The organism is Stenotrophomonas indicatrix, assembly GCF_050573115.1.
Taxonomy (GTDB): Bacteria; Pseudomonadota; Gammaproteobacteria; order Xanthomonadales; family Xanthomonadaceae; genus Stenotrophomonas; species Stenotrophomonas lactitubi_A.
The window spans coordinates 1-23,012 of record NZ_JBNYZT010000004.1 but is presented as its reverse complement, the minus strand read 5'-3'; the positions used below and the strand labels follow the sequence as shown (position 1 = coordinate 23,012).

The 23,012-nt window shown below is 66.4% G+C and carries 18 protein-coding genes; 3 read left to right on the top strand and 15 right to left on the bottom strand.

Features of this window, described 5'->3' with window-relative positions:
• Positions 1–43 precede the first annotated feature (43 nt).
• Positions 44–592: a riboflavin biosynthesis intermediates N-glycosidase gene (gene ybiA, locus ACQ5SA_RS11105; protein WP_499314256.1), complete on the top strand. Its 549-nt coding sequence runs from the start codon at positions 44–46 to the stop codon at positions 590–592.
• Positions 593–703: 111 nt separating this feature from the next.
• Here ybiA and tkt read toward each other — a convergent pair whose 3' ends face one another.
• From tkt to ACQ5SA_RS11040, 13 genes are all read right to left on the bottom strand, one after another.
• Positions 704–2,701 (bottom strand): transketolase, encoded by a 1,998-nt coding sequence (tkt, locus tag ACQ5SA_RS11100; RefSeq protein ID WP_499314255.1) that lies wholly within the window; start codon positions 2,699–2,701, stop codon positions 704–706.
• Positions 2,702–2,902: 201 nt separating this feature from the next.
• Positions 2,903–4,237, bottom strand: coding sequence for a dicarboxylate/amino acid:cation symporter (locus tag ACQ5SA_RS11095; RefSeq protein ID WP_499314254.1), 1,335 nt, complete (start codon positions 4,235–4,237; stop codon positions 2,903–2,905).
• A gap of 57 nt (positions 4,238–4,294) precedes the next feature.
• On the bottom strand, positions 4,295–5,986 hold the full coding sequence (locus ACQ5SA_RS11090; protein ID WP_499314253.1) for a BatD family protein: 1,692 nt from the start codon (positions 5,984–5,986) through the stop codon (positions 4,295–4,297).
• A 5-nt stretch (positions 5,987–5,991) separates the two neighbouring features.
• Positions 5,992–7,866 carry a tetratricopeptide repeat protein gene (locus ACQ5SA_RS11085; protein WP_499314395.1) on the bottom strand — a complete coding sequence of 625 codons (1,875 nt, stop codon included), beginning with the start codon at positions 7,864–7,866 and terminating at the stop codon, positions 5,992–5,994.
• Positions 7,867–7,883: 17 nt separating this feature from the next.
• Positions 7,884–8,888 (bottom strand): vWA domain-containing protein, encoded by a 1,005-nt coding sequence (locus tag ACQ5SA_RS11080; RefSeq protein ID WP_353101674.1) that lies wholly within the window; start codon positions 8,886–8,888, stop codon positions 7,884–7,886.
• Complete coding sequence (locus ACQ5SA_RS11075; protein ID WP_353101672.1) at positions 8,885–9,334, bottom strand: DUF4381 domain-containing protein; 450 nt, start codon at positions 9,332–9,334, stop codon at positions 8,885–8,887. Before ACQ5SA_RS11075 ends, ACQ5SA_RS11080 begins: the two co-directional genes overlap by 4 nt.
• Positions 9,331–10,260, bottom strand: coding sequence for a DUF58 domain-containing protein (locus ACQ5SA_RS11070; protein WP_353101670.1), 930 nt, complete (start codon positions 10,258–10,260; stop codon positions 9,331–9,333). Before ACQ5SA_RS11070 ends, ACQ5SA_RS11075 begins: the two co-directional genes overlap by 4 nt.
• 8 nt (positions 10,261–10,268) lie before the next feature.
• Positions 10,269–11,294: an AAA family ATPase gene (locus tag ACQ5SA_RS11065; protein ID WP_353101669.1), complete on the bottom strand. Its 1,026-nt coding sequence runs from the start codon at positions 11,292–11,294 to the stop codon at positions 10,269–10,271.
• Between the two features lie 172 nt (positions 11,295–11,466).
• Complete coding sequence (locus ACQ5SA_RS11060) at positions 11,467–13,440, bottom strand: type IV pilus secretin PilQ (RefSeq protein ID WP_499314252.1); 1,974 nt, start codon at positions 13,438–13,440, stop codon at positions 11,467–11,469.
• Between the two features lie 21 nt (positions 13,441–13,461).
• On the bottom strand, positions 13,462–13,998 hold the full coding sequence (locus tag ACQ5SA_RS11055; RefSeq protein ID WP_230113000.1) for a pilus assembly protein PilP: 537 nt from the start codon (positions 13,996–13,998) through the stop codon (positions 13,462–13,464).
• A complete protein-coding gene (locus tag ACQ5SA_RS11050) occupies positions 13,995–14,651 on the bottom strand; it encodes a type IV pilus inner membrane component PilO (protein ID WP_353102106.1) in 657 nt (218 codons plus the stop codon). The genes ACQ5SA_RS11055 and ACQ5SA_RS11050 overlap by 4 nt, the downstream gene beginning before the upstream one ends.
• Complete coding sequence (locus tag ACQ5SA_RS11045; protein WP_499314251.1) at positions 14,648–15,526, bottom strand: PilN domain-containing protein; 879 nt, start codon at positions 15,524–15,526, stop codon at positions 14,648–14,650. Before ACQ5SA_RS11045 ends, ACQ5SA_RS11050 begins: the two co-directional genes overlap by 4 nt.
• Positions 15,526–16,584, bottom strand: coding sequence for a pilus assembly protein PilM (locus tag ACQ5SA_RS11040; RefSeq protein ID WP_032951624.1), 1,059 nt, complete (start codon positions 16,582–16,584; stop codon positions 15,526–15,528). The genes ACQ5SA_RS11045 and ACQ5SA_RS11040 overlap by 1 nt, the downstream gene beginning before the upstream one ends.
• Positions 16,585–16,801: 217 nt before the next feature.
• Here ACQ5SA_RS11040 and ACQ5SA_RS11035 point away from each other — a divergent pair, with 217 nt between their 5' ends.
• Positions 16,802–19,228 (top strand): penicillin-binding protein 1A, encoded by a 2,427-nt coding sequence (locus tag ACQ5SA_RS11035; protein WP_499314250.1) that lies wholly within the window; start codon positions 16,802–16,804, stop codon positions 19,226–19,228.
• 315 nt (positions 19,229–19,543) lie between these two features.
• Positions 19,544–20,188 carry a hypothetical protein gene (locus ACQ5SA_RS11030; protein ID WP_353099064.1) on the top strand — a complete coding sequence of 215 codons (645 nt, stop codon included), beginning with the start codon at positions 19,544–19,546 and terminating at the stop codon, positions 20,186–20,188.
• Positions 20,189–20,216: 28 nt separating this feature from the next.
• On the opposite strand, the gene ACQ5SA_RS11025 is transcribed toward ACQ5SA_RS11030, so the two are convergent.
• Together ACQ5SA_RS11025 and ACQ5SA_RS11020 are read right to left on the bottom strand one after the other, a co-directional pair.
• A complete protein-coding gene (locus ACQ5SA_RS11025) occupies positions 20,217–20,954 on the bottom strand; it encodes a hypothetical protein (RefSeq protein ID WP_353099065.1) in 738 nt (245 codons plus the stop codon).
• A 69-nt stretch (positions 20,955–21,023) separates the two neighbouring features.
• Positions 21,024–23,012: YadA-like family protein (locus ACQ5SA_RS11020; RefSeq protein WP_499314249.1), on the bottom strand; the 1,989-nt coding region annotated here is incomplete at its 5' end.

Genomic DNA, 23,012 nt, shown 5'->3' with positions numbered 1-23,012 from the left:
GGTTGGCACCTACCGCAGTCGCGCGGCACGCTATCCTGTGCGGATGAACGACGATTCCCGTTTCCTGCATGACCTGCAACGCCGCCAGGCCGATGGCGAGCACCTGCGTTATCTCTGCTTCTGGGGCCACCAGCCGCCGCGCACAGGCGTGGCGGCGTCGTGTTTCAGCCAATGGTATGACGTGGGCTTCAGCATCGACGGCGTGCACTACCCTACCGCCGAGCACTTCATGATGGCCGGCAAAGCGCGTCTGTTTGGTGCCACCGACATCCTCGAACAGGTGCTCACCAGCCGCACGCCCGACAAAGTGAAAGCGCTGGGCCGGAAGATCGAGGGCTTCGATGAGGCTCTGTGGGCGCAGGCGCGCTACGCCTTGGTGGTCGAAGGCAATCGGGCCAAGTTCTCGCAGAATGCGGCGCTGGGCGATTTCCTGCGCGCCACGGAAGATCAGGTGCTGGTGGAAGCCAGTCCGGTGGATTTCGTCTGGGGCATCGGCTTGGCCAAGGATCACGTCGACGCACACAATCCGGCGCAGTGGCGCGGACTGAATCTTCTGGGGTTTGCGCTGATGGAAGTGCGGGACGCGATGTAACGCCTATCCACGCATGGCGTGGATCTACTGGCGCGGCGGACGATTCGTCTCGTCCGACAAACGAGAAAGGCCGGCTTGCGCCGGCCTTTCCGTATTCCATTGCCGCGAGGCTTACAGCGCCTTGGCTGCTTCCACCACGTGCGCGGTGGTGACGCCGAAGTGCTGGTACAGCTTGTCGGCCGGGGCCGAGGCACCGAACGTGTCGATACCGATCACTGCACCGTCCAGGCCGACGAACTGGCGCCAGAAGCCGGTGATGCCGGCTTCGATCGCCACGCGCTTGCGCACGGCGTTCGGCAGCACCGATTCGCGGTAGGCCGCATCCTGGCGCAGGAACACATCGGTGGACGGCATCGAGACCACGCGGGTCTTCAGGCCGGCCGCATCCAGCTGCGCCTTCGCTTCGGTCGCCAGCGAGACTTCCGAACCGGTCGCGATCAGGATCACGTCCGGGGTGCCGGCAGCATCGGCCAGCACATAGCCGCCACGCTCGATCTGTGCGATCTGCTCGGCGTCGCGCGGCTGGTGCGGCAGGTTCTGGCGGCTGAACACCAGGCAGCTCGGGCCGTCCTGGCGGGTGATCGCAGCCTTCCAGCTCACTGCCGACTCGACCGCGTCGCACGGACGCCACACGTCGTTGTTCGGGATGTAGCGCAGCGAGGCCAGATGCTCCACCGGCTGGTGGGTCGGGCCGTCTTCGCCCAGGCCGATCGAGTCGTGGGTGTAGACGTGGATGGCGTGGGCCGGGATCAGCGCGCTCATGCGCACGGCATTGCGGGCGTAATCGCTGAACACCAGGAAGGTGGCATCGAACGGAATGAAACCACCGTGCAGGGCCAGGCCATTGGCGATCGCGGTCATGCCGAACTCGCGCACACCGTAGTACACGTAGTTGGCATTGGCATCGTCGGTGGCGACGGATTTGCTGCCCTTCCACAGGGTCAGGTTCGAGTGCGCCAGGTCAGCCGAACCGCCAACGATTTCCGGCAGCAGCGGTGCGAACGCTTCGATGGCCAGCTGCGACGCCTTGCGCGAAGCGATGGTCTGGCCTTCGGCGGCAACCTGGGCGATGTAGGCGTCGGCCTTGGCGACGAAGTCGGCCGGCAGATCGCCATGCGAGCGACGGGTCAGTTCAGCGGCTTCAGCCGGGTACTGCGCAGCGTACTTGTCGAACTGCTGCTCCCACTCGGCCTGGCGCAGAGTGCCGGTACCGCCAGCACGCCAGCCGGCGTAGATCTCTTCCGGAATCTCGAACGGGCCGTAGTTCCAGTCCAGCGCCTTGCGGGTGGCTTCCAGTTCGTCCTTGCCCAGCGGTGCGCCGTGGCTGGATTCCTTGCCGGCCTTGTTCGGCGAACCAAAACCGATCGTGGTGCGGCAGCAGATCAGGGTCGGCTTGCCGTCCTGCGACAGGGCCGCTTCGATACCGGCCTTGATGCTTTCCGGATCGTGGCCATCGACGCCACGGACCACGTTCCAGCCATAGGCCTCGAAACGCTCCGGGGTGTTGTCGGTGAACCAGCCTTCGGTGTTGCCGTCGATGGAGATGTGGTTGTCATCCCAGAAGCAGACCAGCTTGTGCAGGCCCCAGGTACCGGCCAGCGAGGCGGCTTCGTGGGAAATGCCTTCCATCAGGCAGCCGTCACCCATGAATACCCAGGTACGGTGGTCGACGATTTCCAGCTCCGGGCGGTTGAAGCGCTGTGCCAGCAGCTTCTCGGCCAAGGCAAAACCGACGGCATTGGCGAAACCCTGGCCCAGCGGACCGGTGGTGGTCTCCACGCCCGGGGTCTCGTGACGCTCCGGATGGCCAGCGGTGTGGCTGCCCAGCTGGCGGAATGCCTTCAGCTGCTCGATCGGCAGGTCATAGCCGCTCAGGTGCAGCAGCGCGTACTGCAGCATCGAGCCGTGGCCGTTGGACAGCACGAAGCGGTCGCGGTTGAACCACTGCGGGTTGTTCGGGTTGTGACGGTGGTAGTCGTTCCAGAGGACTTCGGCGATGTCGGCCATGCCCATGGGCATGCCGGGGTGGCCGGACTTTGCGGTTTCAACCGCATCGGCGGCGAGGAAGCGGATGGCGTTGGCCAACTGGCGACGGGTAGGCTGCGTCATGGTTCTGTCGGAATCGGGAGGCGGCCGCGGAACTGCGGGCGGCCTATTGTCCCACAGACGCCGGGCGGGGTCAGGCCAACAAGGCGGTAGTGCCGGCCGCTGGCCGGCAACTTCATGATTTCCGCTGGATTCCGCATATGAAAAGGGATCAGAGCCCTTTCCTGCGGAAAGGGCTCCGACCCCGATCAGGTATTGCCTGGGTCAGTTGTCCAGACGGGCCGCGGCGGCAGCGATCTCGGCCGGGGTGTCCGCGGCTTCGCCCTTGGCCACCAGGGTGGTCAGGGCCAGGTCGCCGGTCACGTTCAGCGCGGTGCGGCACATGTCCAGGAAGTGGTTCACGCCCAGGATCAGGCCGATGCCCAGCGGATTGACGCCGACCATCGCACAGATCATCGCCACCACCGGCAGCGAGCCGGACGGCACACCGGCGGTACCGATACCACCAAGGATGCAGACCGCCATCACCATGACCTGCTGGCCGATGCTCAGGTCGACACCGAAGAACTGGGCCAGGAAGATCACCGTCACTCCCTCGAACAGCGCGGTGCCGTTCTGGTTGGCGGTGGCGCCCACGGTCAGCACGAAGCGCGACACGCGCTGCGGCAGGCCCATCTGGTCGGCCACGCGCAGCGCGGTCGGCAGTGTGGCGTTGCTGGAGGCGGTGGAGAAGGCCATCACCGTGGCCTCCTGGGTCTGGCGGAAGAACGCCAGCGGCGAACGCCCCGACAGCCATACCGCAGTGCCGTAGGTCACCACCATGTGCAGGCCCAACGCCAGCACCACCACGCCCACGTAGGCACCGAGGCGGATGATCAGGTCGAAGCCGAACAGCGCGGCCAGGTTGAACATGAAGCAGGCCACTGCATACGGCGCCAGGCGGATGACCAGGTTGATCAGGGTCATCGAGATTTCGAACACGCCTTCGATGGCGCGACGCAGCGGAGCCACCTTGGCCTCGTCGGTCAGCACCATGCCAATGCCGAACATCAGCGCGAAGAACATCAGCGACAGGATCGCGCCATTGTCCGAAGCGGCCTGCAGCACGTTGCTCGGCACGATCGACAGCAGCATGTCCATGCCCTTCGGCGTGCCATGGATGCCAGCCACGATTTCCTTGCTGCGCTCGGCGTTCTCCGACAGCATCAGCGCGGCCACCTGCGGGTCGACGCCGGCACCGGGCTTGAGCAGGTTGACCAGCACCAGGCCGATACCCACGGCGATGCCGGACAGCAGCACGGTATAGGCCAACGTCTTCCAGCCGATGCGGCCAAGGGCGCGGATGTCGCCCATCTCCGACACGCCCATGATCAGCGCCGAGAAGATCAGCGGCACGATCAACATGAAGATCAGGTTGAGGAACAGCCCCGAAGCCGGGGTGGTGATGTAGTCCATTACCCACTTGGCGCCGGTCTGCAGGCCTTCGACGCTGCCGCCCAGGGCATGCACGATCAGGCCCAGGACCAGGCCGATCGCAAAGCCGATGCCCATCTTCCAATGCAGGGGCAACTTCTTCTTGTCGGCAGCAGCTGCTGTCATGCGCGGGATTCCTCGAAAAATGAATCTACTCTAACAAAGCGCGCAAGCCGCGCCGGTTCAGGGTTGCCGCGGCGGATACAGCGGCGGCAGCCCAGTGTCGACGGCGCCGGTGGCGGCCGACCAGTGCGGTCCGTCACGGAAGCTCTCGCGCAGACGGGCCCGCAGCGCGGTGACATCGCCCATTCCGCCCCAGCGCGCCTGCTGCAACGCCTGCAAGGTCTGCTGCTGGGCCGGATCGGCCAACCGCTCGATCACCTGTTCCAGGCGCTCCACGCCCGCCATCGAACACAGCAGCGCCTCCACCTGGTCGAAGCCCTCGCCATCGATGGCCCGGCGCAGCTCGGCCACACTGGCACGCGAGGACGTCGCAGGTGCTATGGCCCCTGGCCGGGGAACCGGGCGGGTGTGGGCGACAGCACGGCGACCACGTCGCCATCCCCATGCCAGGGTCAACAGCCACAGCAGGGCCAGCCCTGCGGCGGCGGCCATCCACGGCCACGGCCGGGTGCCGGCTGCGGTCGGTGCAACAGAGGATGCAACGGCAGGTGCGGCGGTGCCCGGCAGCGCGGAATCGGTATCGATCGGTTGTGCCACGGGCGCGCCGGCCCGGCCTGCGGCCACGGCCAGCTCCAGATCCGGCAGGCTGGCCTGCTGGGCACTGCCGCTGTCCACATTCCACCACGCCACGCGCGGCCCGGGCACACGCAGCGATCCAACCTGCCGCGGCACGATCGAATAGCGCCGGGTGATCTTCAGGCGTGGGGTGCTGCCGTTGAAGGTCTCTTCGTACTGGGCCGGTTCGGCGAATACCTGTGCGGCGTCGCCGAGGTCGGGCACGGGCAGATCGGTGAACTGGGCCCGGGTAGCGCCGTTGGCGATTGCTTCGACCATCACGGTGGCCGCTTCGCCCGTGCGCGCACTGCTGGGCGCCGTGGTGTAGCGCAACTGCAGGCTGTGCAGCGGCAACCATGGCTGCACGGCCTGTGCCGGTTGTGCCCGCACCTGCAGCGTGCGTTCGGCACCGACAGCATTCATGCGGCCATCGCCACCGCTGCCGAAGAAGTCATCGAAGAAGCCCCCGGCACTGCGGCCGGTGAAGCGCGCGCCAGGCACACGCAACGCACCGCTGCGCTCGGGAATCAGCAGGAAGCGACGTTCGACCACGTTGTAGCGACGCCCGTTGACCTGGCGCACGTCGCTGCGATCCTCCCCCACCCGCTGCAGCGAAGCGCCACTGGGCGTGTCGAGCACCAGTTCGCCCGACGCCAGCTGCGACGCAAAGTACAGCCTGACCACCACGCCCACGCTCTGCTGCACGTAGGGCGTCGGGTCATCCACCTCGGTTTCGATGAAGGCGGTGGCGTTGCTCTGCGGGGTAGCCACCACGGCATCACTGACCTGCAGCACCAGAGGCACCGTGCGTGCACTGCCGACCTGCAACGAGGGCACCTGCAACGTACCGGTGCGGCGCGGTGTCAACGCAACCGTATAAAGGTTGCGCTGCTGGACGCCGCCGTTGCTCCACTGCACCTGGCGATTGCTGCTCTGCGCGCTGAGTGCGAAATCGGCATTCAACGGTGCATAGTCCGGCGCCCCCTGGTCGGTCTCGATGTGCAGGGTGACGGCATCACCGGCGGCGATGCTGTCCTGTTCCAGCCAGGCACGCGTCTGCGCCATAGCCACCATCGGCAGCCACATCAACAGCATCGCCAGCACAGGCAGAGGCCACGGGAATTGCCTGCTCGCCATGCCTGTCATCGCCCTTCCCTCTTTCTACGTTCTTTTTCCAACTGGAACTTGGCCCGCAGCAATGCCCCCGGATCATCCGGTACGCGCCGCATCCACGCCTCGACGGCTTGCTGTTCCTCGCGCTGTTGCGGCGTGCCGCCGTCGCCGCGTGCTGCTGCCTTGCCGGCTTCTCCGGCGCGCGCCTGCTGCAGGGCCTGCTGCATCCGCTGTCGCTGCTGGGCATCGGCCTGAGCCTGGGCCTGCGCGTCGGACGCCTGCGGCGGCTCCTGCTTCGCACCCTGCTGGCCGGAACCTGCAGATGTCGGGTTCTGCTGGCCCTTCTGGTCCTGCGGTTGCTGCTGGCCTTGTTGCGGACTCTGCGTGCCTTGCTGCGGCGGGTTCTGCTGGCCTTGCTGGCCTTGCTGGTTCTGCTGCTGGCCTTGCTGACCCTGCTGACCCTGCTGGCCCTGCTGGCCCTGCTGATTCTGCTGCTGGCCCTGCTGCGGCTTCTGCTGCCCTTTGCCCTGCCCCGGGCTGTTGCTCGGTGGCGGTTTGCGCTTGCGCGCAGCATCGACCACGGCACGGTTGGCGACGGCGTCGGCCATCTGCGGGTGGCGCGTCAGGGCCTTGTCGTAGGCGGCGATGGCGCCGTCGTAGTCGCCCTGACGGGCAAGCACGTTGCCGAGGTTGTACCAGCCAGCGTCGCTGTCGATGCCTTCGAACTGCTTGCGGGCAGTAGCGAAATCACCTTGACGGTAGGCCTGCACGCCCGCAGCCAGGCGCGCATGCTCACGCTGGTCGGCACGTTCCCACAACGTGCCGGCTGCAGGTGCCGGTGCAGGTGTCGGCACGCGCGGCTGCGCCTGCAACTGCCCGCTCAAAGGCAGAAGACCCACGGCCAGCACCGCCGCCAGTACCGCGCGACGACGGAATGCCAGCAGTGCCAACAGCATCACCGGCGGCAACAACCAATAGCCTTCGTCCTGCCATTGCCGGGCCTGCCCGGGCCGCTCCAGTGCGCCGCCTTCGCTGGCATCCAGCACGTCCAGTGCCTGCAGATCGCGATCATCGCTGGCGATGCGCTGGTAGCGCCCGCCGCCTGCAGTGGCGACGGCACGCAGGCTGGTTTCATCCAGAGCGGCCTGTGCGATCTGGCCTTGACCATCGCGATAGGCGGCACCGGACGGCGTGCCCAGGCCCAGCACCGACACCTGCAGGCCGAGGCCGCGCGCCTGCGTTGCCGCAAGCACCGCTTCGCTGTCAGCCTGGTCGCTGACCAGGAGAATCCGGCCGCGCAGGGCACCGGTCTGCCGCAGCAACCGCACCGCCCAGTCGATGCCGCGGTCAGCGCGCTGGCCATCGCGCGGCATCACCTCCGGCGCCAGCGCATCCAGGTACAGCGCCACGTTTGCAGCGTCGTCAGTCAACGGCGCCACGGTATAGGCATCTTCGGCATACACCACCAGAGCCACCTGCCCGCCTTGGCGGGCGCGCAGCAGAGCACCGATCTTTGCCCGCGCCTGCAGCAGGCGCGAGGGAGGAAGATCGGTCGCGGTGATGCGGCTGGAGAGATCCATCACGACCACCAGCGGCGCGCTGGCCTGATAGACCGGCTGCGCTTGCTGCCGCCAGCTGGGGCCCGCCATCGCCAGTGCAGCCAGGGTCCAGCCCAGCAGCAACGCCCATGGCAGGCGCGCGCGTCGCTTTCCCTCGCCAGCCAGCAAGTGCGACAACAGGTGAGCATCGACCGCCTGCCGCCACGCATCGCTGCGCCGTTGCCGGTATACGGCCACCGCCACGATCAGCGGCAGTACCGCCAGCATCCACAACCAGTCCGGGCGCAGGAAATGCAGCGCGCTCCAATCGAACGCGCTCAGGTCGAACGCACTCCAGTCGGGCATCTTCAGGAAAGTGGCGCTCATCGGCGACGCTCCGGCCATACCCACGCCAACGCACCCAGCAGCAACGCGACAGCCAGCGGCCACGCATAGCGCTCGTTGCGCGGACGCAGTGTCGGTCCCTTCGCGGCGATCGGCTCCAGCCTGTCCAGTTCGGCATAGATGCCGACCAGCTGGTCGGTGTCACGCGCGCGGAAGAAGCGGCCGCCGGTCATCTCGGCGATCCTGCGCAACGTTGCCTCATCCACCGGGTCGCGGTCGGCGGCCACGGGAATGCCGAAGAACCGCGCACTACCGTCGCTGCCAAAGGCCACGGTGTGCACGCGCACGCCTTCGGCACGTGCCAGCTCGGCCGCGCGCAGGGGTTCCAGCACACCGGCGTTGCTGACACCGTCGGTCAGCAAAATCAGTACACGCTGCCCTTCGGGCTGATTGCGCAGGCGTTTGACCGCCAGCGCGATGGCATCACCAATGGCCGTCTCGCGCCCGGCCAGGCCGACCACGCTGTCGCGCAGTTGATCGCGCACGGTGGACAGATCCGCGGTCAACGGCGTGAGGGTGTAGGCACGGTCGCCGAACACCAGCAGGCCGACGCGATCGCCGGCACGACGGTCGAGGAAATCAGCCAATACCGCCTTGGCAGCGGTCAGCCGCTCCACCGCCTGTGCGCCGAGCACCATGTCCGGCTCGCTCATGCTGCCGGAAACGTCCATCGCCAGCATCATCTGCCGGCCTTCCTGCGGCGGGGTGATCGCCTCACCCAGTTGCTGCGGCCGCGCCATCGCCACGCACAGCGCCAGCCAGGCCAACCACAGCAAGCTGCTGCGCAGCCAGGAAACCCCGATGCGACCGCCACCGGCCAGTGCTTCCAGTTCGGCAGCGGCATAAGGCACGCGCAGCGCGGCGCCGGGGTCGGCACGCCGTTTCCACGCGTACATCAGGATCGGCAACGGCAGTGCCAGCAGTGCCAGCGGCCACGCCAGCTGCAGATCCGGCCAGGGCCAGTAAGCTGCCAGCGCGCTCATCGACGGCGCTCCTGCAGCAACGCCAGGTAGCGCGCCCGCGCCCACGTGCGGACATCGGCCACGGCGGCGGCATCCACGTGTGGACGATAGGCCCCCTCGGCCAGCAGATGGCGCTGCGCAGCCGGAAGTGTGTCCTTGGGGTCGACGTACTGCCACCACGCGTCATCGCGCAGTGCTTCACTGCCGGGGCGTGCCTGACGTGCTGCACGCCGCAGCAGGCTGGCGATGACCGCCAGTTCCGACGGCGCGCCGGTCACTGCTGCAATCTCCTGGTCGAACACATGCAACCACTGTTGCCGGCGGCGGCGACGACGCCATGCCACCGCAGCAACGATTGCCAGCAACAGCAGAACCGCTGCGATCAGCATCAGCCAGCCCGGTGCCGGCGGCCACCACGTTGGCGAGGCCGGCAACTGCACATCACGCAGCGGCAGGGAGGCGCTCATGCCGGCACCTCCGTCGGTACCGGTGCCAGCCAGGCGTCGCTCGCCGCATCGGTGGAGAGCACCTGCACATCGACGCGACGCGCAGCAAGCTGGGTGCGCAGCTGCTGCAGCGGTTCGACGAAATGCGCTTGCCAGTGCGCCTGCACATCGCTGCGGCGCAGGTCCAAACCGATGCGCTGCTGTGCGGCGAGAAACTGCAGAGGAGACGCTGGCGGCTGCAGCTCCAGCGGGTCCACCAGCAGCAGCAGACTCAGGTCATGGTGCTGGGCCAATGCGCTCCAGCGCGCGGGCGGAATGCGGATCGCCTGCTGCGGATCGGCCAGCACCAGCATCCGCGCGCCGGGGCGCAGCACCCGTCCGGCATGATCCAGCGCGCGCTCCAGGCCGAGATCATCGGCGGGTGGCTGCGCGTACCAGCGCGTGAGGGCGTCGAGTACGCGCAGTACACCGCGCGCACCGCCGGCCGGTGCGATCGGCGCCTCACGATCACTGCCGCGCAATGCACCGATGCGGTCGCCGCGACGCTGTGCAGACCATGCCGCGACGGCGCCGGCGCGCGCCGCCTGCACCGACTTGAAGCGCACGCGGGTACCGAAGTACAGCGCAGGCGACGTATCGGCAACGATCAGGGTGACCCGCTCGCGTTCTGCCTGGAACAGCTTGGTGTGCGTGCGACCCGTGCGCGCGGTGACGCGCCAGTCGATGTGGCGCGCGTCGTCGCCCGCCACGTATTCGCGCGATTCTGCATATTCCATGCCGCGTCCGCGCAGCGGCGAAGGTGCCTGGCCTGCGCTGCCCGCGCGCCCTCGACGAGGCGGCGGCGGGCGCTGTGCCAAGCAGCGCAATGCCACCAGCTCGGCCAGCTGCGGTCGCAGACCATCGCCATCGCTGGTACCCGGAGCAGGTCCGTTGGTCGTGCCGCTCATGCGCGCACTCAGGGTGCCGGTACCCGGGCCAGCAGCTCCTGCACCAGGCGCTCACCATCCCACCCTTCGGCGACGGCTTCATAGCTGGGCAGGACCCGGTGGCGCAGTACATCGGCAGCCACGGCACGCACGTCGTCGGGGGTGACGAAATCACGCCCAGCCAACCACGCCCGCGCCCGTGCGCACCGTTCCAGTGCGATGGAGCCACGGGGGCTGGCGCCCCACGCGATGCGGCGCGCCAGCGAGGAGTCGTAGCGCGAGGGGTCGCGCGAGGCCAGCACCAGTTCGATCAGATAGCGCTCCAGCGCGGGGGCCATGTGCAGCTCCAGCACCTCGCGGCGCGCGTCGAAGACATCCTGCATCGGCAGCTTTTCCGGCGCCGCTGCGGCCTCACCAAGCGCACCCCGGGCACGCTCGCGGGCCAGCCGCAGGATCTCCGACTCGGCCGCCTGGTCCGGATAACCAATGCGTACATGCATCAGGAAACGATCCAGCTGCGCTTCCGGCAGCGGGAAGGTGCCTTCCTGCTCGATCGGATTCTGCGTGGCCATCACCAGGAACAGCGACGGCAGCGCGTAGGTGTGACGGCCGACGGTGACCTGGCGTTCGCCCATCGCTTCCAGCAGCGCGGACTGCACTTTGGCCGGTGCACGGTTGATTTCGTCGGCCAGCAGGATCGGGTGGAAGATCGGCCCCGGCACGAACTCAAAACGCCCTTCCTGCGGGCGCCAGATCTCGGTGCCGGTCAGGTCCGAAGGCAGCAGATCCGGAGTGAACTGCACACGCGCGAAGTCCGCTTCCAACCGTGCCGCCAAGGCCCGGATGGCCGTGGTCTTGGCCAGGCCCGGGGCACCTTCCACCAGCAGGTGGCCATCGGCCAGCAAGGCGATCAGCAGGCGTTCGACCAGCGCCGCCTGGCCAACGATCTCGGCCGACAGCGCGTCGCGCAGGTTGCTGAAGGCCGCATGCAGGCGCGAGGTGACGGGGGCAGGCGGTGGAGAAATGGATTCGGGCATCGGCGGAGGCAGGTTCATGGGGGCCTTTGACCGGCGCAGGATGGCTCGGGTTCCCCACATCATCGCAGGCCGCCCGGCTGCTGGCATCAAGAACGGCTGAACAGCATCCACGCATGGCGTGGATCTACTGGCGCAAACGACGCGGGGCCGCACGTGGCGGCCCCGCGTCGGATACAGCAGTTCCGGCGCCTCAGTTCTGGCGGGCCACGCGCAGGACCTTCGGGGTCACGAACACCAGCAGTTCGGCCTTGTCCTTGTTGCGACCACGCTTCTTGAACAGGTTACCGAGGAACGGCACATCGCCCAGGAACGGCACCTTGCTGACGCTGTTGCGGTCGGTGAACTCATACACGCCACCGATCACCACGGTCTGGCCATCTTCCACCAGCACGGCGGTATTGACCTCGCGGCGGTTGATGGACGGCACGGTGCCGTAGCCCTGCAACTGGATCAGCTGATCGACTTCGTCCTTCTTCACCGCCATGTTGAGGAACACGCGGTTGTCGTTGGTGATGGTCGGAGTGACCTTCAGCTCCAGCACCACTTCCTTGAACTGCACGTTCGGGGTCTGTGCGCCGCCAGTACCGCCGCCACTGATGGTCACATAGCCGATTTCCTTGCCCTGCTTGATCAGCGCCTCGCGCTGGTTGGTGGTCACCACGCGCGGGTTGGAAATCACTTCACCACGCGACTCTTCCTGCATGGCCGACAATTCCACATCAAGCAGATAGCCCGCGTTGAGGATCGACAGTGCCAGCGAACCCGGGTTGCTGGCCGCTGCCACCGGCAGGTTCCAGTTCAGGCCACGGGTGATCGTCGGACCCACCGGCACCGGTGCCGGCCCGGTCCTGCCACCGGCCACCCATTGGTTGAATGCGGTCTGGTTGGCGATGGACGTAGTCACTTCCGACTCGCGGTTCTTCGCATTGGATGCGAGGTCACCGCTGAAGTAGACGTTGTCACGGCTGCCGCTGATGCCGAACTTGGCGCCCAGCTCACGCGCGAACGTGTCGGTAGCGATGACGATGCGCGCTTCAATCAGTACCTGGTCGACCGGGCGGTCGATGACACTGATCAACTCGCGCATCCGCGCGATCTTCTTCGGAATGTCGCTGATCATCAGCGTGTTGGTGCGCTCGTCGGCGACGATGCGGCCGCGTGCCGACAGGAAGCCACTTTCTTCCTGTGAACTGCCACCACCAGCGCCACCACCGCCGCCGCCGCCACCGCCGATGCCCTTGGCCTCGGTCAGCGCTTTGAAGATCTGCGTGGCGCTGTGGTAGTTGATCTGGACATAGTCGGTCATCAGGTCTTCGCGGTTCTCGATCGCGATGCGCGCGTCTTCCTTCTCCTGCTCGAACTTGGCCAGCTCGGATTGCGGCGCAACCCACACGACGCTGCCGTCACGACGCTTGTCCAGGCCCTTGGCACGCAGCACGATATCCAGTGCCTGATCCCACGGCACGTTGACCAGACGCAGGGTCACATTGCCCTGCACCGAATCAGAGGCCACCACGTTCAGATTCGACTCTTCGGCGATCAGCTGCAGCACGGTGCGCACGGGCACGTCCTGGAAGTTGAACGTCACCGGCTTGCCGGCGAAGCCGCGCTGCGGGACGCCCTTTGCAGCCTGGGTCACGCTGCCGGCAGTGACTGCGCCAACGGCGGCCTGGGCCTGCCGCGGGCTGATCTCCACCACATACTCGTTGCCGCTCTGGTAGGCCAGCGACTCGACCGGACCGCCCGTGCTCAGCACAAGCTGGGTGCCGGCCCCGGACGGCTTGGCGTCGATGCGCTGCACCGGGGTGGCGAAGTCGGTGACGTTCATCGGCTTCTGCAGGTTGGCCGGCAGGCGCGCGTTGCCGACATCGACCACCACGCTGTTGCCTTGGCTGCGCAGGTCGGGCATGGCGCCCTGGCCGTCGAACTGCAGGATCAGACGGCCCGCGCCGTCATCGCCGCGCTTGAAGTCGATGCGTGCGACCGACAGGCCTGCCGGTGCAGCGGCTGGCGTGGCCGCCAGCGCCGTGCCGGTCGGCTTTTCCGACGGTGCGGCAGCCAGCGCCGGAGCGCAGGCCAACATCAACGCGACTCCCAGCGCGCTGATGCGGTTCAAGGTAGAGCGCCGGATGGGACGCAGCCCCTTGGCTTGGTGAAAGGTCATCGTGCTATCCCCAGTAAACGATCATTGATCTTCCAGCGCGAGCGTTGCTGGACGTTCCAGCCAGCCACCCGCGCCATCCGGCACCAGTTCGATCAGCTCCACACGGTCTTCGAAGACCGCGGTGACCCGCCCGTCGCTCTGTCCCAGGTAACCGCCGGGACGCACCCGATAGGTCACCTTGTCCGGCCCCATCACCAGCGCCACGGTGCCGGCGCCTGTTCCGATGGTGCCGACCATGTCCAGCGCGTCCAGCGGGAAGCCTTCCATCGGCTCCTTGCGCCGGTTCGGATCTGGCCGCAGTCCCCCATTCCCCTGCTGCGGGTTGGTCCAGGCATCGGTGAACGGATCGCGCATGCCCTGCGCGGAGTATTCGAAGGTCTCGAACTGCTGCATCACCGGCAGGGCCTCAATCGACTCCGCCGGTCGTGCGCGCTCGCTCTCGACCCATTTTTCCAGGTTGGGTGCATCACCCGGCGTGCTGGTCACGCCGCGACCGCAGGCGGCCAGCAGCAACACCGTCAATACCACCCCACCGCGTGCAATGAAGGAACCGGTCACTTCTTCTCCTCCTTGCCCGCTTCAGCCTTCTGCTGTTCCTCGACCTCGGCCTCATCCAGGTAACGGTAGGTCTTGACCGTACCGGACAACTCCAGCGCACCGGCGCGGACATTGCCACTGGTCTTGTCCTTCGGCTTGAGGTTGATGTCGTGCATGGTCAGGATCACCACCCGCGGCAACGAGGCCACGCCACTGACGAAGGCGCCGAACTGGTGGTAACTGCCCACCATCCGCAGCTTGATCGGCTTTTCGGCGTAGAACTCCTTGATCTGCTCCTGCTCCGGCTCGAACAGCTCGTTGGACAGGCCGCTGGACAACGCGGTCTGCGAGATGTCGATGATCAGGTCGGGCATTTCGGTCTTGCTGGGCAGCTGCCGCAGCATCTGCTGCAGCACCTGCTCCATCTGTGCCAGCTGCTGTTTCAGCGGCTCCAGGTTGACCGCGCGCTTCTGTTCCTTGGTGAACTCCTCGCGCAGCGTGGTTTCCTGCGACTCCAGACCGGCCAGTTCATCGCGCTTGCCACTGATCAGCAGCATCCACGCCACGAACATGATCACCACCGCCAGCAATGCGCAGAAAACGATCTTGGCCTTCTGCGGCCAATTGCCGATGTCGTTGAAATCGAGGTTCTTGATGTCGACTTTCTTGCTCATGCGCGATCCCCCTGCAGCGGGGCGTGGAAGGCCTGCGGCGGCTGCGCCAGGCGGCTGCCCTCAGGCTTGGTTGCCGGTGCGGCGGGCTTGGCCGGCGCAGGTGTTGCCGCCGGCGCCGGTGCCGATGCAGGCGTGACAGCCGGTGCCGGAGCCGTCCCCGGCTGCGGTGCGGAAGCGGCAGGCGCTGCGGCGTCGGGCCCGGCACTGAGCGGTGCGACCGTCGGTGCAGCCGGCGCGGTGCTGGCCACACTGCCATCAGGGTTCAGGCCCGGCGTGGCCGCCGCTTCCTCGCTCTGCGCAGGCAGCTTGACCTTGACCTTGAACACGTACGGCAATGCCTTGATGTCGGCTACCGGTCCGGTCGCGCGCCCATCCTTGTCCTTGTCAGGCTCACGCGCCTCGATGATCGCCAGCTCCGGATTGGTCATCCAGCCAGAGACTTCGAGGTTGCGCATGTAGGCCGAGACACGGGCGTTGGATTGGGTGCGGCCCTCCAGCGTCAGCACGTCGCCTTCCTGCTGCAGGGCGGTGAGCACCACGCCATCGGGGATGGTGCGGACCAGTGCATCGAACAGGTGGACCATCTGCGAACGCTTGGCCTGCAACTGCTCGATCACGGCCTTGCGGGCAAGCAGTCGATTCTTCTGCTCGTCAAGGCGGTCGATTTCCTTGTTCTGCTCCTTGACCTTCTCGATCTCGGTCTGCAGGTAGGCGTTGCGATCGCTCTGCCCACTGACCTGCATGTCGTAGTAAAACCAGATCAACAGCGACAGCAGCAGGCCACCCAGGCCGGCCATGCCCAGCATGATGCCGAACTCGCGCTGGCGTTGCTTGCGCCGTTCGGCGCGCCAGGGCAATAGATTGATGCGTGCCATCAGTCAAAGCTCCTCAGCGCCAGACCGGTCGCGATCATCAGCGCGGGGGCGTCCTGGGCCAGCGCGTGCGCCTGCACCTTCGGCCCCAGGGTCATCTGTGCCAGCGGGTTGGCGACCACGGTCGGCACGCCCAGCTGTTCCTCGACCATCTCCGGCAGGCCTGCAAGGGCGGCACAGCCGCCAGCCAGCACGATGTGATCGACCCGGTTGAATTCGCTGCCTGCGTAGAAGAACTGCAGCAGACGGCTGATCTGCTGGACCGTGGCTTCCTTGAACGGCTCCAGCACTTCCATCTCGTAGCTTTCCGGCAACCCGCCCTGGCGCTTGGCCAGACCGGCTTCCTCGTAGCTCAGGCCATAGCGGCGCATGATCTCGTCGGTCAGCTGCTTGCCACCGAACACCTGTTCGCGGCTGTACAGGCTACGGCCACCGCGCAACACGTTGAGGGTGGTCATGGTGGCGCCGATATCGACCAGCGCAACCACGCCCTCAGCCGAAACCGGCAGCTCGCTGGCCACCAGGGCAAAGGCGTTCTCGACCGCGAAGGCCTCCACGTCCATCACCTTGGCCTGAAGGCCACCCAGTTCCAGCGCGGACTGGCGCAGCTCCACATTTTCCGAACGCGAGGCAGCCAGCAGCACCTGGACCATTTCCGGGTTGTTCGGGATCGCCCCGATCACCTCGAAGTCCAGGTTCACTTCCTCGATCGGATACGGAATGTAGTTGACCGCTTCCAGCTCGATCTGGGCTTCCATGTCGTTCTCGTCCAGGTCGGCCGGCATCGGGATCACCTTGGTGATCACCGCCGAACCGGCCACGGCCGCAGCGGCCAGCTTGGCCTTGCTGCCGGAACGGTTCATCGCCCGGCGGATGGCCTCTCCCACGGCCTCCACTTCGACGATGTTCTTCTCTACCACCGCGTTCGGCGGCAGCGGTTCCACGGCGTAATGTTCCACACGGAAACGGTTGCCGCTGCGGGAAAGCTGCAGCAGCTTTACCGCAGTCGAACTGATGTCGACGCCAATGAGCGGCGACTGACTTTTTGGGATGAGCCCCACGGTTTCTCCCCTGCCGACGGGCACTTGGACGCAAGAGCTGCGTCCGCGCATTAATAACGTATTCTTAGCAAATGGCAACCGCCCTGCTGTGACATCCCTCACAGGATGAACACGCAGCCCCTGGCGTCCCCTTGCACTCCCCAGTGCCGGCCCCAGCCGCCACCTTGCGTAATCTATACTCTGCGACCACGAAATTCGCAATCGGAATCTGACACCGATGACCCGTCTCCGCCGCTGGCTGCGCTGGATCTTCCTTGTTGTCCTGGTCCTGGCGCTGGTCGGAGCTGCCGCCGTTGGCGGCCTGTACTACGCCGTTTCTTCCAAGCTTCCCGACGTGCAGACCCTGCGCGACGTGGAAATGCAGGAGCCGATGTACGTCTACGCTGCCGATGGCAAGCTGATGGCGGTGTTCGGTGAGACCCGGCGTACCCCCATCACCATGAAGGACGTGCCGGAGAAGCTGAAGCAGGCGTTCCTGGCCACAGAGGATGCCCGCTTCTACGAGCACGGCGGCGTGGACTACAAGGGCATCGGTCGCGCGGTGTGGCTGCTGGCCACCACCAACGACAAGCGCGTGCCCGGCGGTTCCACCATCACCCAGCAGGTGGCCCGCCAGTTCTTCCTCAGCTCCGAGTACAGCTACACCCGCAAGCTGGCCGAGATCCTGCTGGCGCGCAAGATCGAGTCCGAGCTGAGCAAGGACGAGATCTTCGAGCTGTACCTGAACAAGAGTTTCTTCGGCAACCGCGCCTACGGCGTGGCCGCCGCCGCCGAGTTCTACTACGGCAAGAAGCTGGGCGAACTGGACCTGGACGAGATGGCCTCGCTGGCCGGCATCCCCAAGTTCCCGTCCTCGGGCAACCCGATCTCCAACCCGGAGCGCGCCCGTCAGCGCCGTGACAACTATGTGCTGCAGCGCATGGCCGACCTGAAGTTCGTCAGCCAGGCCGAGGCCGACGCGGCCAAGGCCGTGCCGATGCACGCCACCGCGCATGAGCCGCCGGTGCAGGTCGATGCGCCCTACGTAGCCGAACTGGTGCGCCAGGAAATGATCGCCCGCTTCGGCGGCGACGTGGTCAACAAGGGCTACCACGTCACCACCACCATCGACGCGACGCTTCAGACCGCGGCCAACCTGTCGGTGCGCGACGGCCTGCTGCTGTATGACCACCGCCATGGCTGGCACGGCGTGGAGAAGCAGGTGCAGCTGGGTGCGGGCGATGATGCCGCGGCATTGGCCGAGCATCTGCGCGGCACGTTCTCGCAGTCTGGCCTGCTGCCGGCGATCGTCGCCAGCACCGGTGCCGATGGCAGTGCCACCGTGGTGCTGGCCAACCGCAGCGAGATCGTGCTGCCGGCCGGTGCCGCCAAGTGGGCCAACAAGAGCCCGGCCAAGCTGGTACAGCGCGGCGACATCGTGCGCGTGCGCGCCGGTGCCAAGGAAGGCGAATGGCTGCTCGACCAGCTGCCGCGCGGCCAGTCCGCGCTGGTCTCGCTGGACGCCCACAGCGGTGCACTGAAGGCCCTGGTCGGCGGTTTCAGCTTCTCCGGCAACAAGTTCAACCGTGCCACCCAGGCCCGTCGCCAGCCGGGTTCGAGCTTCAAGCCGTTCGTCTATGCGGCCGCCTTCGACAAGGGTTACAACCCGGCCTCGATCGTGCTCGACGCCCCGGTCGTGTTCCGCGACCGCCGCGGCAAGACCTGGGCGCCGCAGAACGACGGCGGTGGCTTCCGTGGCCCGATGCGCCTGCGTGAAGCGCTCGTGCAGTCGCGCAACCTGGTCTCGGTGCGCCTGCTGGATGGCATGGGCGTGGACTACGCGCGCAAGTACATCAGCCAGTTCGGCTTTGCCGAATCCGAGCTTCCGCCGAACCTGTCGATGTCGCTGGGTACCGCCTCGCTGACCCCGCTATCGGTGGCCCGTGGCTATGCCGTGTTCGCCAATGGCGGCTCGCGCGTGGACACCTGGCTGATCGATCAGGTGCTCGACCGCGATGGCAACCTGGTGTTCAAGGAAAACCCGGCGATGGCCTGCCGCGACTGCGCTGGCAGCAGCGACCAGCCGGTGAACCAGGTGGTGGATGGCTTCAACTTCGGCGCCCCGCCACCCAAGGTTGACGCCACCGCCGCCGCCAAGGCGGAAGCCAAGACCGAAACGCCGGCCGCACCGGTCAACCCGGATGCGCGTACCGCACCGCGTGCGATCGACGCCCGTACCGCCTACCAGCTGGTGTCGATGATGCGCGACGTGGTCCAGCGCGGCACCGGCGCGCAGGCCAAGGTGCTCGGCCGCGAGGACGTGGGCGGCAAGACCGGCTCCACCAACGACCACCGTGACGCCTGGTTCTCCGGCTTCGGCGGCCCGTACGTGACCACCGTGTGGGTGGGCCGCGACGACTTCCGCTCGCTGGGCTACCGCGAATACGGTGGCAAGGCGGCCCTGCCGATCTGGATCGACTACATGCGCACCGCGCTGAAGGACACCCCGATCGCGCAGAACGAACCCCCGAGCGGCATGGTCCAGGCCACCCTCAACGGTGCGGTGGAGTGGGTGAAGGTGGAAGACATGGACCGCCTGACCGACTACGACCTCAACCTGCAGAGCACCCCGCAGGCGGACGCGGCCGCGTTCGATATCTTCTAAGGCCGCAGGATCGGTGGGTGCCAACCCCGGTTGGCCCTGCCCTGCTTTGGTAAATGCCAACCTTGGTTGGCGCCCTGTGCCGACCAAGGTCGGCATCTACCAAGACGATGGCATCCGACAGGCGCAGTGCTCCGACGAGCATGGCCCGGCGCTGCTTGGGTAGTCGCCAACCTTGGTTGACGCCCTGTGCCGACCAAGGTCGGCATCTACCAGAGCGGTTCGCATCTGGCAGGCGCACGGGCACGCGTCAAATACCCACGCAGATGTCACATGCCTGCGCTAGTCTGTAGCCAGGTCGCAACAGGGAGTCATCGCATGCACCGCGCTCACCAGCATGCTGCCAGCCAGACCCGCGAACGGCGTCATCGCCTCGCCCACGAAGCCGCCCGGCTGATGGCCGAAGGCGGAATCCGCGACTTCCACCAAGCCAAACTCAAGGCCGCCAGCCGCCTTGGCATCCACGACGATGCCTCCCTGCCCCGCAACGTCGAGATCGAACAGGCCCTGCGCGAGTACCAGCGGCTGTTCTCCGGCCCACAGCACGGCAGCGAGCTGCAGCGGCGGCGCGAATCTGCGTTGCGGGCGCTGGAGTTCCTGCACGGGTTTTCGCCGCGCCTGGCCGGACCGGTGCTGGACGGCACCGCCGATGCCAACAGCCCCGTGCAATTGCACCTGCACAGTGACGACCCGGAAGCCGTGCATCGCTTCCTGGACGAACATCGCATCCCCGCGGAATCGCGTACGCGGCGCCTGCGGATGGACCGCGAACGCAACCTGGATGTGCCGGTATGGGTGTTCAGTGCCGAAGAACTGACCTTCGACCTGGCAGTCCTGCCCTACGACGCCCTGCGTCAGGCGCCACTGTCGCCGGTGGATGAAAAACCCATGCGCCGGGCATCGGCCACGCAGCTGCGGCAGTTGTTGGCAGAGATGGAGATCACCGCCTACATCGGCTGTTGACCGGCCTAGAGCCGAGCATGGCTCGGCTCTACGGGAAGATCAGCTTTTCCTCGGACGGGCTCGCCAATCGCGCCAGCCACGGCACCGCCGCACGGTGTGGATACTCGGCCATCATGCGCGCATGCATCTTCTGCATGTCGTGCAAGTGCCAGGTGTGCGAGTACACGTCCTGGAAATCATCCGCCCAGCCACTGCGCACCCGCATGCGTTCGCCGTCAAGGTTCGGCACCAGGTACCACGGCACCTGCAGGATCTCGCTCAGGGCCTTGTTGCGTACGGCACTTTCGCGTCCCGACCGCTGCAGCTGTTCGATGCGCAGACTCACGCGGCGGCAGGGAAAGGGCATGCAGGTGCCCGTCGCGTTGATGTAGTCGGCGACGTCGGCGTACATGTCCGCCTGCAGTTTCATTGCTACCGGGTCCTGCAACGTCTGCCGGACCCGCAGCGTGCGCTGGGTGCTGCCGCGGATCTCTGCGGCACTGTAGAAGGGCTCACCTGGCGTCATGCCGCCATGGCGTACCAGCACGATGCGATGGATCGCCTCGTCGGTGAGCATTTCCACACGCACCGCTGCAGCCTCCGGATGGATGCGCGGCTGCGGCACGTTCACCACACGCCAGAATCCCCAGACCATCAGCCCCATGCAGATCATCAGCACCAGACACGCCAGCGTCCACGTATCCATGTCGTGGGTGACGTAGCGGATGCGGGCGCGCCACAGGTAGTAGCGCCGGTAGCTCATGAAACGGCTCATGAAGTTGTACATCGCAACCTCCTCTGCAATGGCCCCGGCGCGGCGGGGCTCGTTACGCGCACCACGCCGGGGCGTCATGCCTTACCAGCCGATGCCCACACCCACGCCCATGCTGCGTTCACCGCTGTTGGTGAACGCACCATTGAGGCTGAAGGTGGCTGAGCCCTTGTCGTTGAGTACGCGCTGGTAACCCACCGCCATGGCGGACTCGCCCTCGGCGTAGCCCACGCCAGCGCCCAGGCGGTTGTACGTCGCGAGGCCCGCCGTGTTCATCGCCATCGCCGTCTGCGCACTGCTCATCGCCGCCATGCGGTTGAAGCGCTTGTCCATCTTGTCCAGTCGACGTTCAAAATTGCTGATCGCCCCATCGGTGTACTCGTTGGCGCGGGCCAGCATCTTCTCCAGATCGGCGGTGTTCACCTGCGGGGTCGGCGCCGGCGCGTCGACCGGCGCAGGCGTGCCACCGCCGTCAGCACTGGCGATGCCGCCACCGGCACGGCCTGCGGAGGCCGCCGCCGGTTCACCCGATGCGCCGGCAGGGCCCTCGGCCTCCGGCGCGGCCGGCGACGTGGGTGCACTGGCAGATGCCAGCGCCCGACCCTCTGGCGTGGCACCAACGCGCTGTTCCAGCCCATCGATGCGACCGTCCAGGCGCTGCTCCATGGCATGCAGCTGACCACCGTTGACCGCATCACGGCTGCCCGGAGCAATCAGGCCGTTGGCCACGTTGCCGAGGACCATGCCGTTGGCGCCGGCGAGGTTGAGCTGGCCCAGACCATCGCTGCGGGTGGCGGGGCTTTCCTGGAAGACCGAGCGCAGTTGGTTCTCGACCTGATCAACCCGGGTGCCAGCGGTGATCACTGCACCATCGAGGACGGCCAACGCGTCGGACACGTTGTTCTGCGTAGCTCCTTGCATGCGATAGGTAGGCGCAACCACGTTGCCGCTTGCATCCATTCCTGCACCGCCACCCAACGTACCCAGCGCTTCGTGCAACTGTTCTACGGTCGATGCGTCTCCACTCCCCAAGCCGCGGCCGACATTGACGATACGACGCTTCACCCATTCACTACCCACTGACACAGTGTTGGGCTGGTCTACATAAGAGCCATAGCCCAACGCGACCCCGTTGGTAGCCGTTGCCTTGACCTGAGCGTGCGCGCCCAAGGCCACACCGCCCTCAATTTCGACCCGTGAGCTGGGTCCGAGGGCAAACCCCTCTGTGGCATTCACAAGAACGTGGGCCGCTCTGCCAAGCGCCACGGAATTGGTACCCATTGCCTTGGAGAAGCTCCCCACCGCGGTGCCTCCCTCCTTTCCGGGCGCAGGCGATGCCTCTGCAGACTCACCGATAGCAACGCCGAACCACCCTGCATCTGCATTCTCACTGAGCGAATCCGTTCCAATCTTGAAGAATCGACGTTGGTGTTCAATGGCCTCCATCCGCTGATTAGTGGCAAACAATTGCCCACCGTTCACAGCATCACTACTCCCCGCCGAGCTGATATCACCCGCCGCCACGCCCCTTACCTTGCCGCCGTCCATATCGACCGAACCGTCGGCTGCGTAACGGACCACGCCTTCCAGGTCGGGATCGAAGTTGTCAAACTCGGTACGCAGGTCATCCAGATCCCGCCGGTTACCGGCGATACGCGCCTCGTGTCCGGCCAGCTCGGTGGCGTGGCTGGCCAGCAGAGACTGATTCGCAGTGACCTTCTGATCGACGGCAAACAACTGCCTGCCCGTCACCACCTCGGTGCTGCTTGTGCTAAGCGTTGCATCAGCCACGCCTGTCACCTTGCGATTTGCATTGGACTTGTTGCGCACGTCCAGCACCGTACCCGTGTTTTCGCCACCCAAGCGCACGTTGCCCGTGGCCGACACCTGACTGACCAATCCACCGAGCACATCCGCTTTCCCCAGCGCATTATCGGCGGTCGTCTTGGCAGCGTTGGCCGTCGTCTGCGCGCTGGTGGCCGTGGTGCGAACCGACGCCACTTCCACGTTCGTCGCATTGAGCTGCTTGCCGCTCACCGCTTCGGTGCTACTGGTGCTGAGCGTTGCGTCAGC

Excerpts from the sequence above, each read along its gene's own strand:
- ACQ5SA_RS11050 (WP_353102106.1), bottom strand. The coding sequence starts at position 14,651 with ATGAGCAAGAAAGTCGACATCAAGAACCTCGATTTCAACGACATCGGC.
- ACQ5SA_RS11090 (WP_499314253.1), bottom strand. The coding sequence starts at position 5,986 with ATGGCGAGCAGGCAATTCCCGTGGCCTCTGCCTGTGCTGGCGATGCTG.
- ACQ5SA_RS11095 (WP_499314254.1), bottom strand. The coding sequence starts at position 4,237 with ATGACAGCAGCTGCTGCCGACAAGAAGAAGTTGCCCCTGCATTGGAAG.
- ACQ5SA_RS11080 (WP_353101674.1), bottom strand. The coding sequence starts at position 8,888 with ATGAGCGCGCTGGCAGCTTACTGGCCCTGGCCGGATCTGCAGCTGGCG.
- ACQ5SA_RS11060 (WP_499314252.1), bottom strand. The coding sequence starts at position 13,440 with ATGACCTTTCACCAAGCCAAGGGGCTGCGTCCCATCCGGCGCTCTACC.
- ACQ5SA_RS11035 (WP_499314250.1), top strand. The coding sequence starts at position 16,802 with ATGACCCGTCTCCGCCGCTGGCTGCGCTGGATCTTCCTTGTTGTCCTG.
- ACQ5SA_RS11065 (WP_353101669.1), bottom strand. The coding sequence starts at position 11,294 with ATGAACCTGCCTCCGCCGATGCCCGAATCCATTTCTCCACCGCCTGCC.
- ACQ5SA_RS11025 (WP_353099065.1), bottom strand. The coding sequence starts at position 20,954 with ATGTACAACTTCATGAGCCGTTTCATGAGCTACCGGCGCTACTACCTG.
- ACQ5SA_RS11045 (WP_499314251.1), bottom strand. The coding sequence starts at position 15,526 with ATGGCACGCATCAATCTATTGCCCTGGCGCGCCGAACGGCGCAAGCAA.
- ACQ5SA_RS11070 (WP_353101670.1), bottom strand. The coding sequence starts at position 10,260 with ATGAGCGGCACGACCAACGGACCTGCTCCGGGTACCAGCGATGGCGAT.
- ACQ5SA_RS11030 (WP_353099064.1), top strand. The coding sequence starts at position 19,544 with ATGCACCGCGCTCACCAGCATGCTGCCAGCCAGACCCGCGAACGGCGT.
- ACQ5SA_RS11085 (WP_499314395.1), bottom strand. The coding sequence starts at position 7,866 with ATGCCCGACTGGAGTGCGTTCGACCTGAGCGCGTTCGATTGGAGCGCG.
- ybiA (WP_499314256.1), top strand. The coding sequence starts at position 44 with ATGAACGACGATTCCCGTTTCCTGCATGACCTGCAACGCCGCCAGGCC.
- ACQ5SA_RS11075 (WP_353101672.1), bottom strand. The coding sequence starts at position 9,334 with ATGAGCGCCTCCCTGCCGCTGCGTGATGTGCAGTTGCCGGCCTCGCCA.
- tkt (WP_499314255.1), bottom strand. The coding sequence starts at position 2,701 with ATGACGCAGCCTACCCGTCGCCAGTTGGCCAACGCCATCCGCTTCCTC.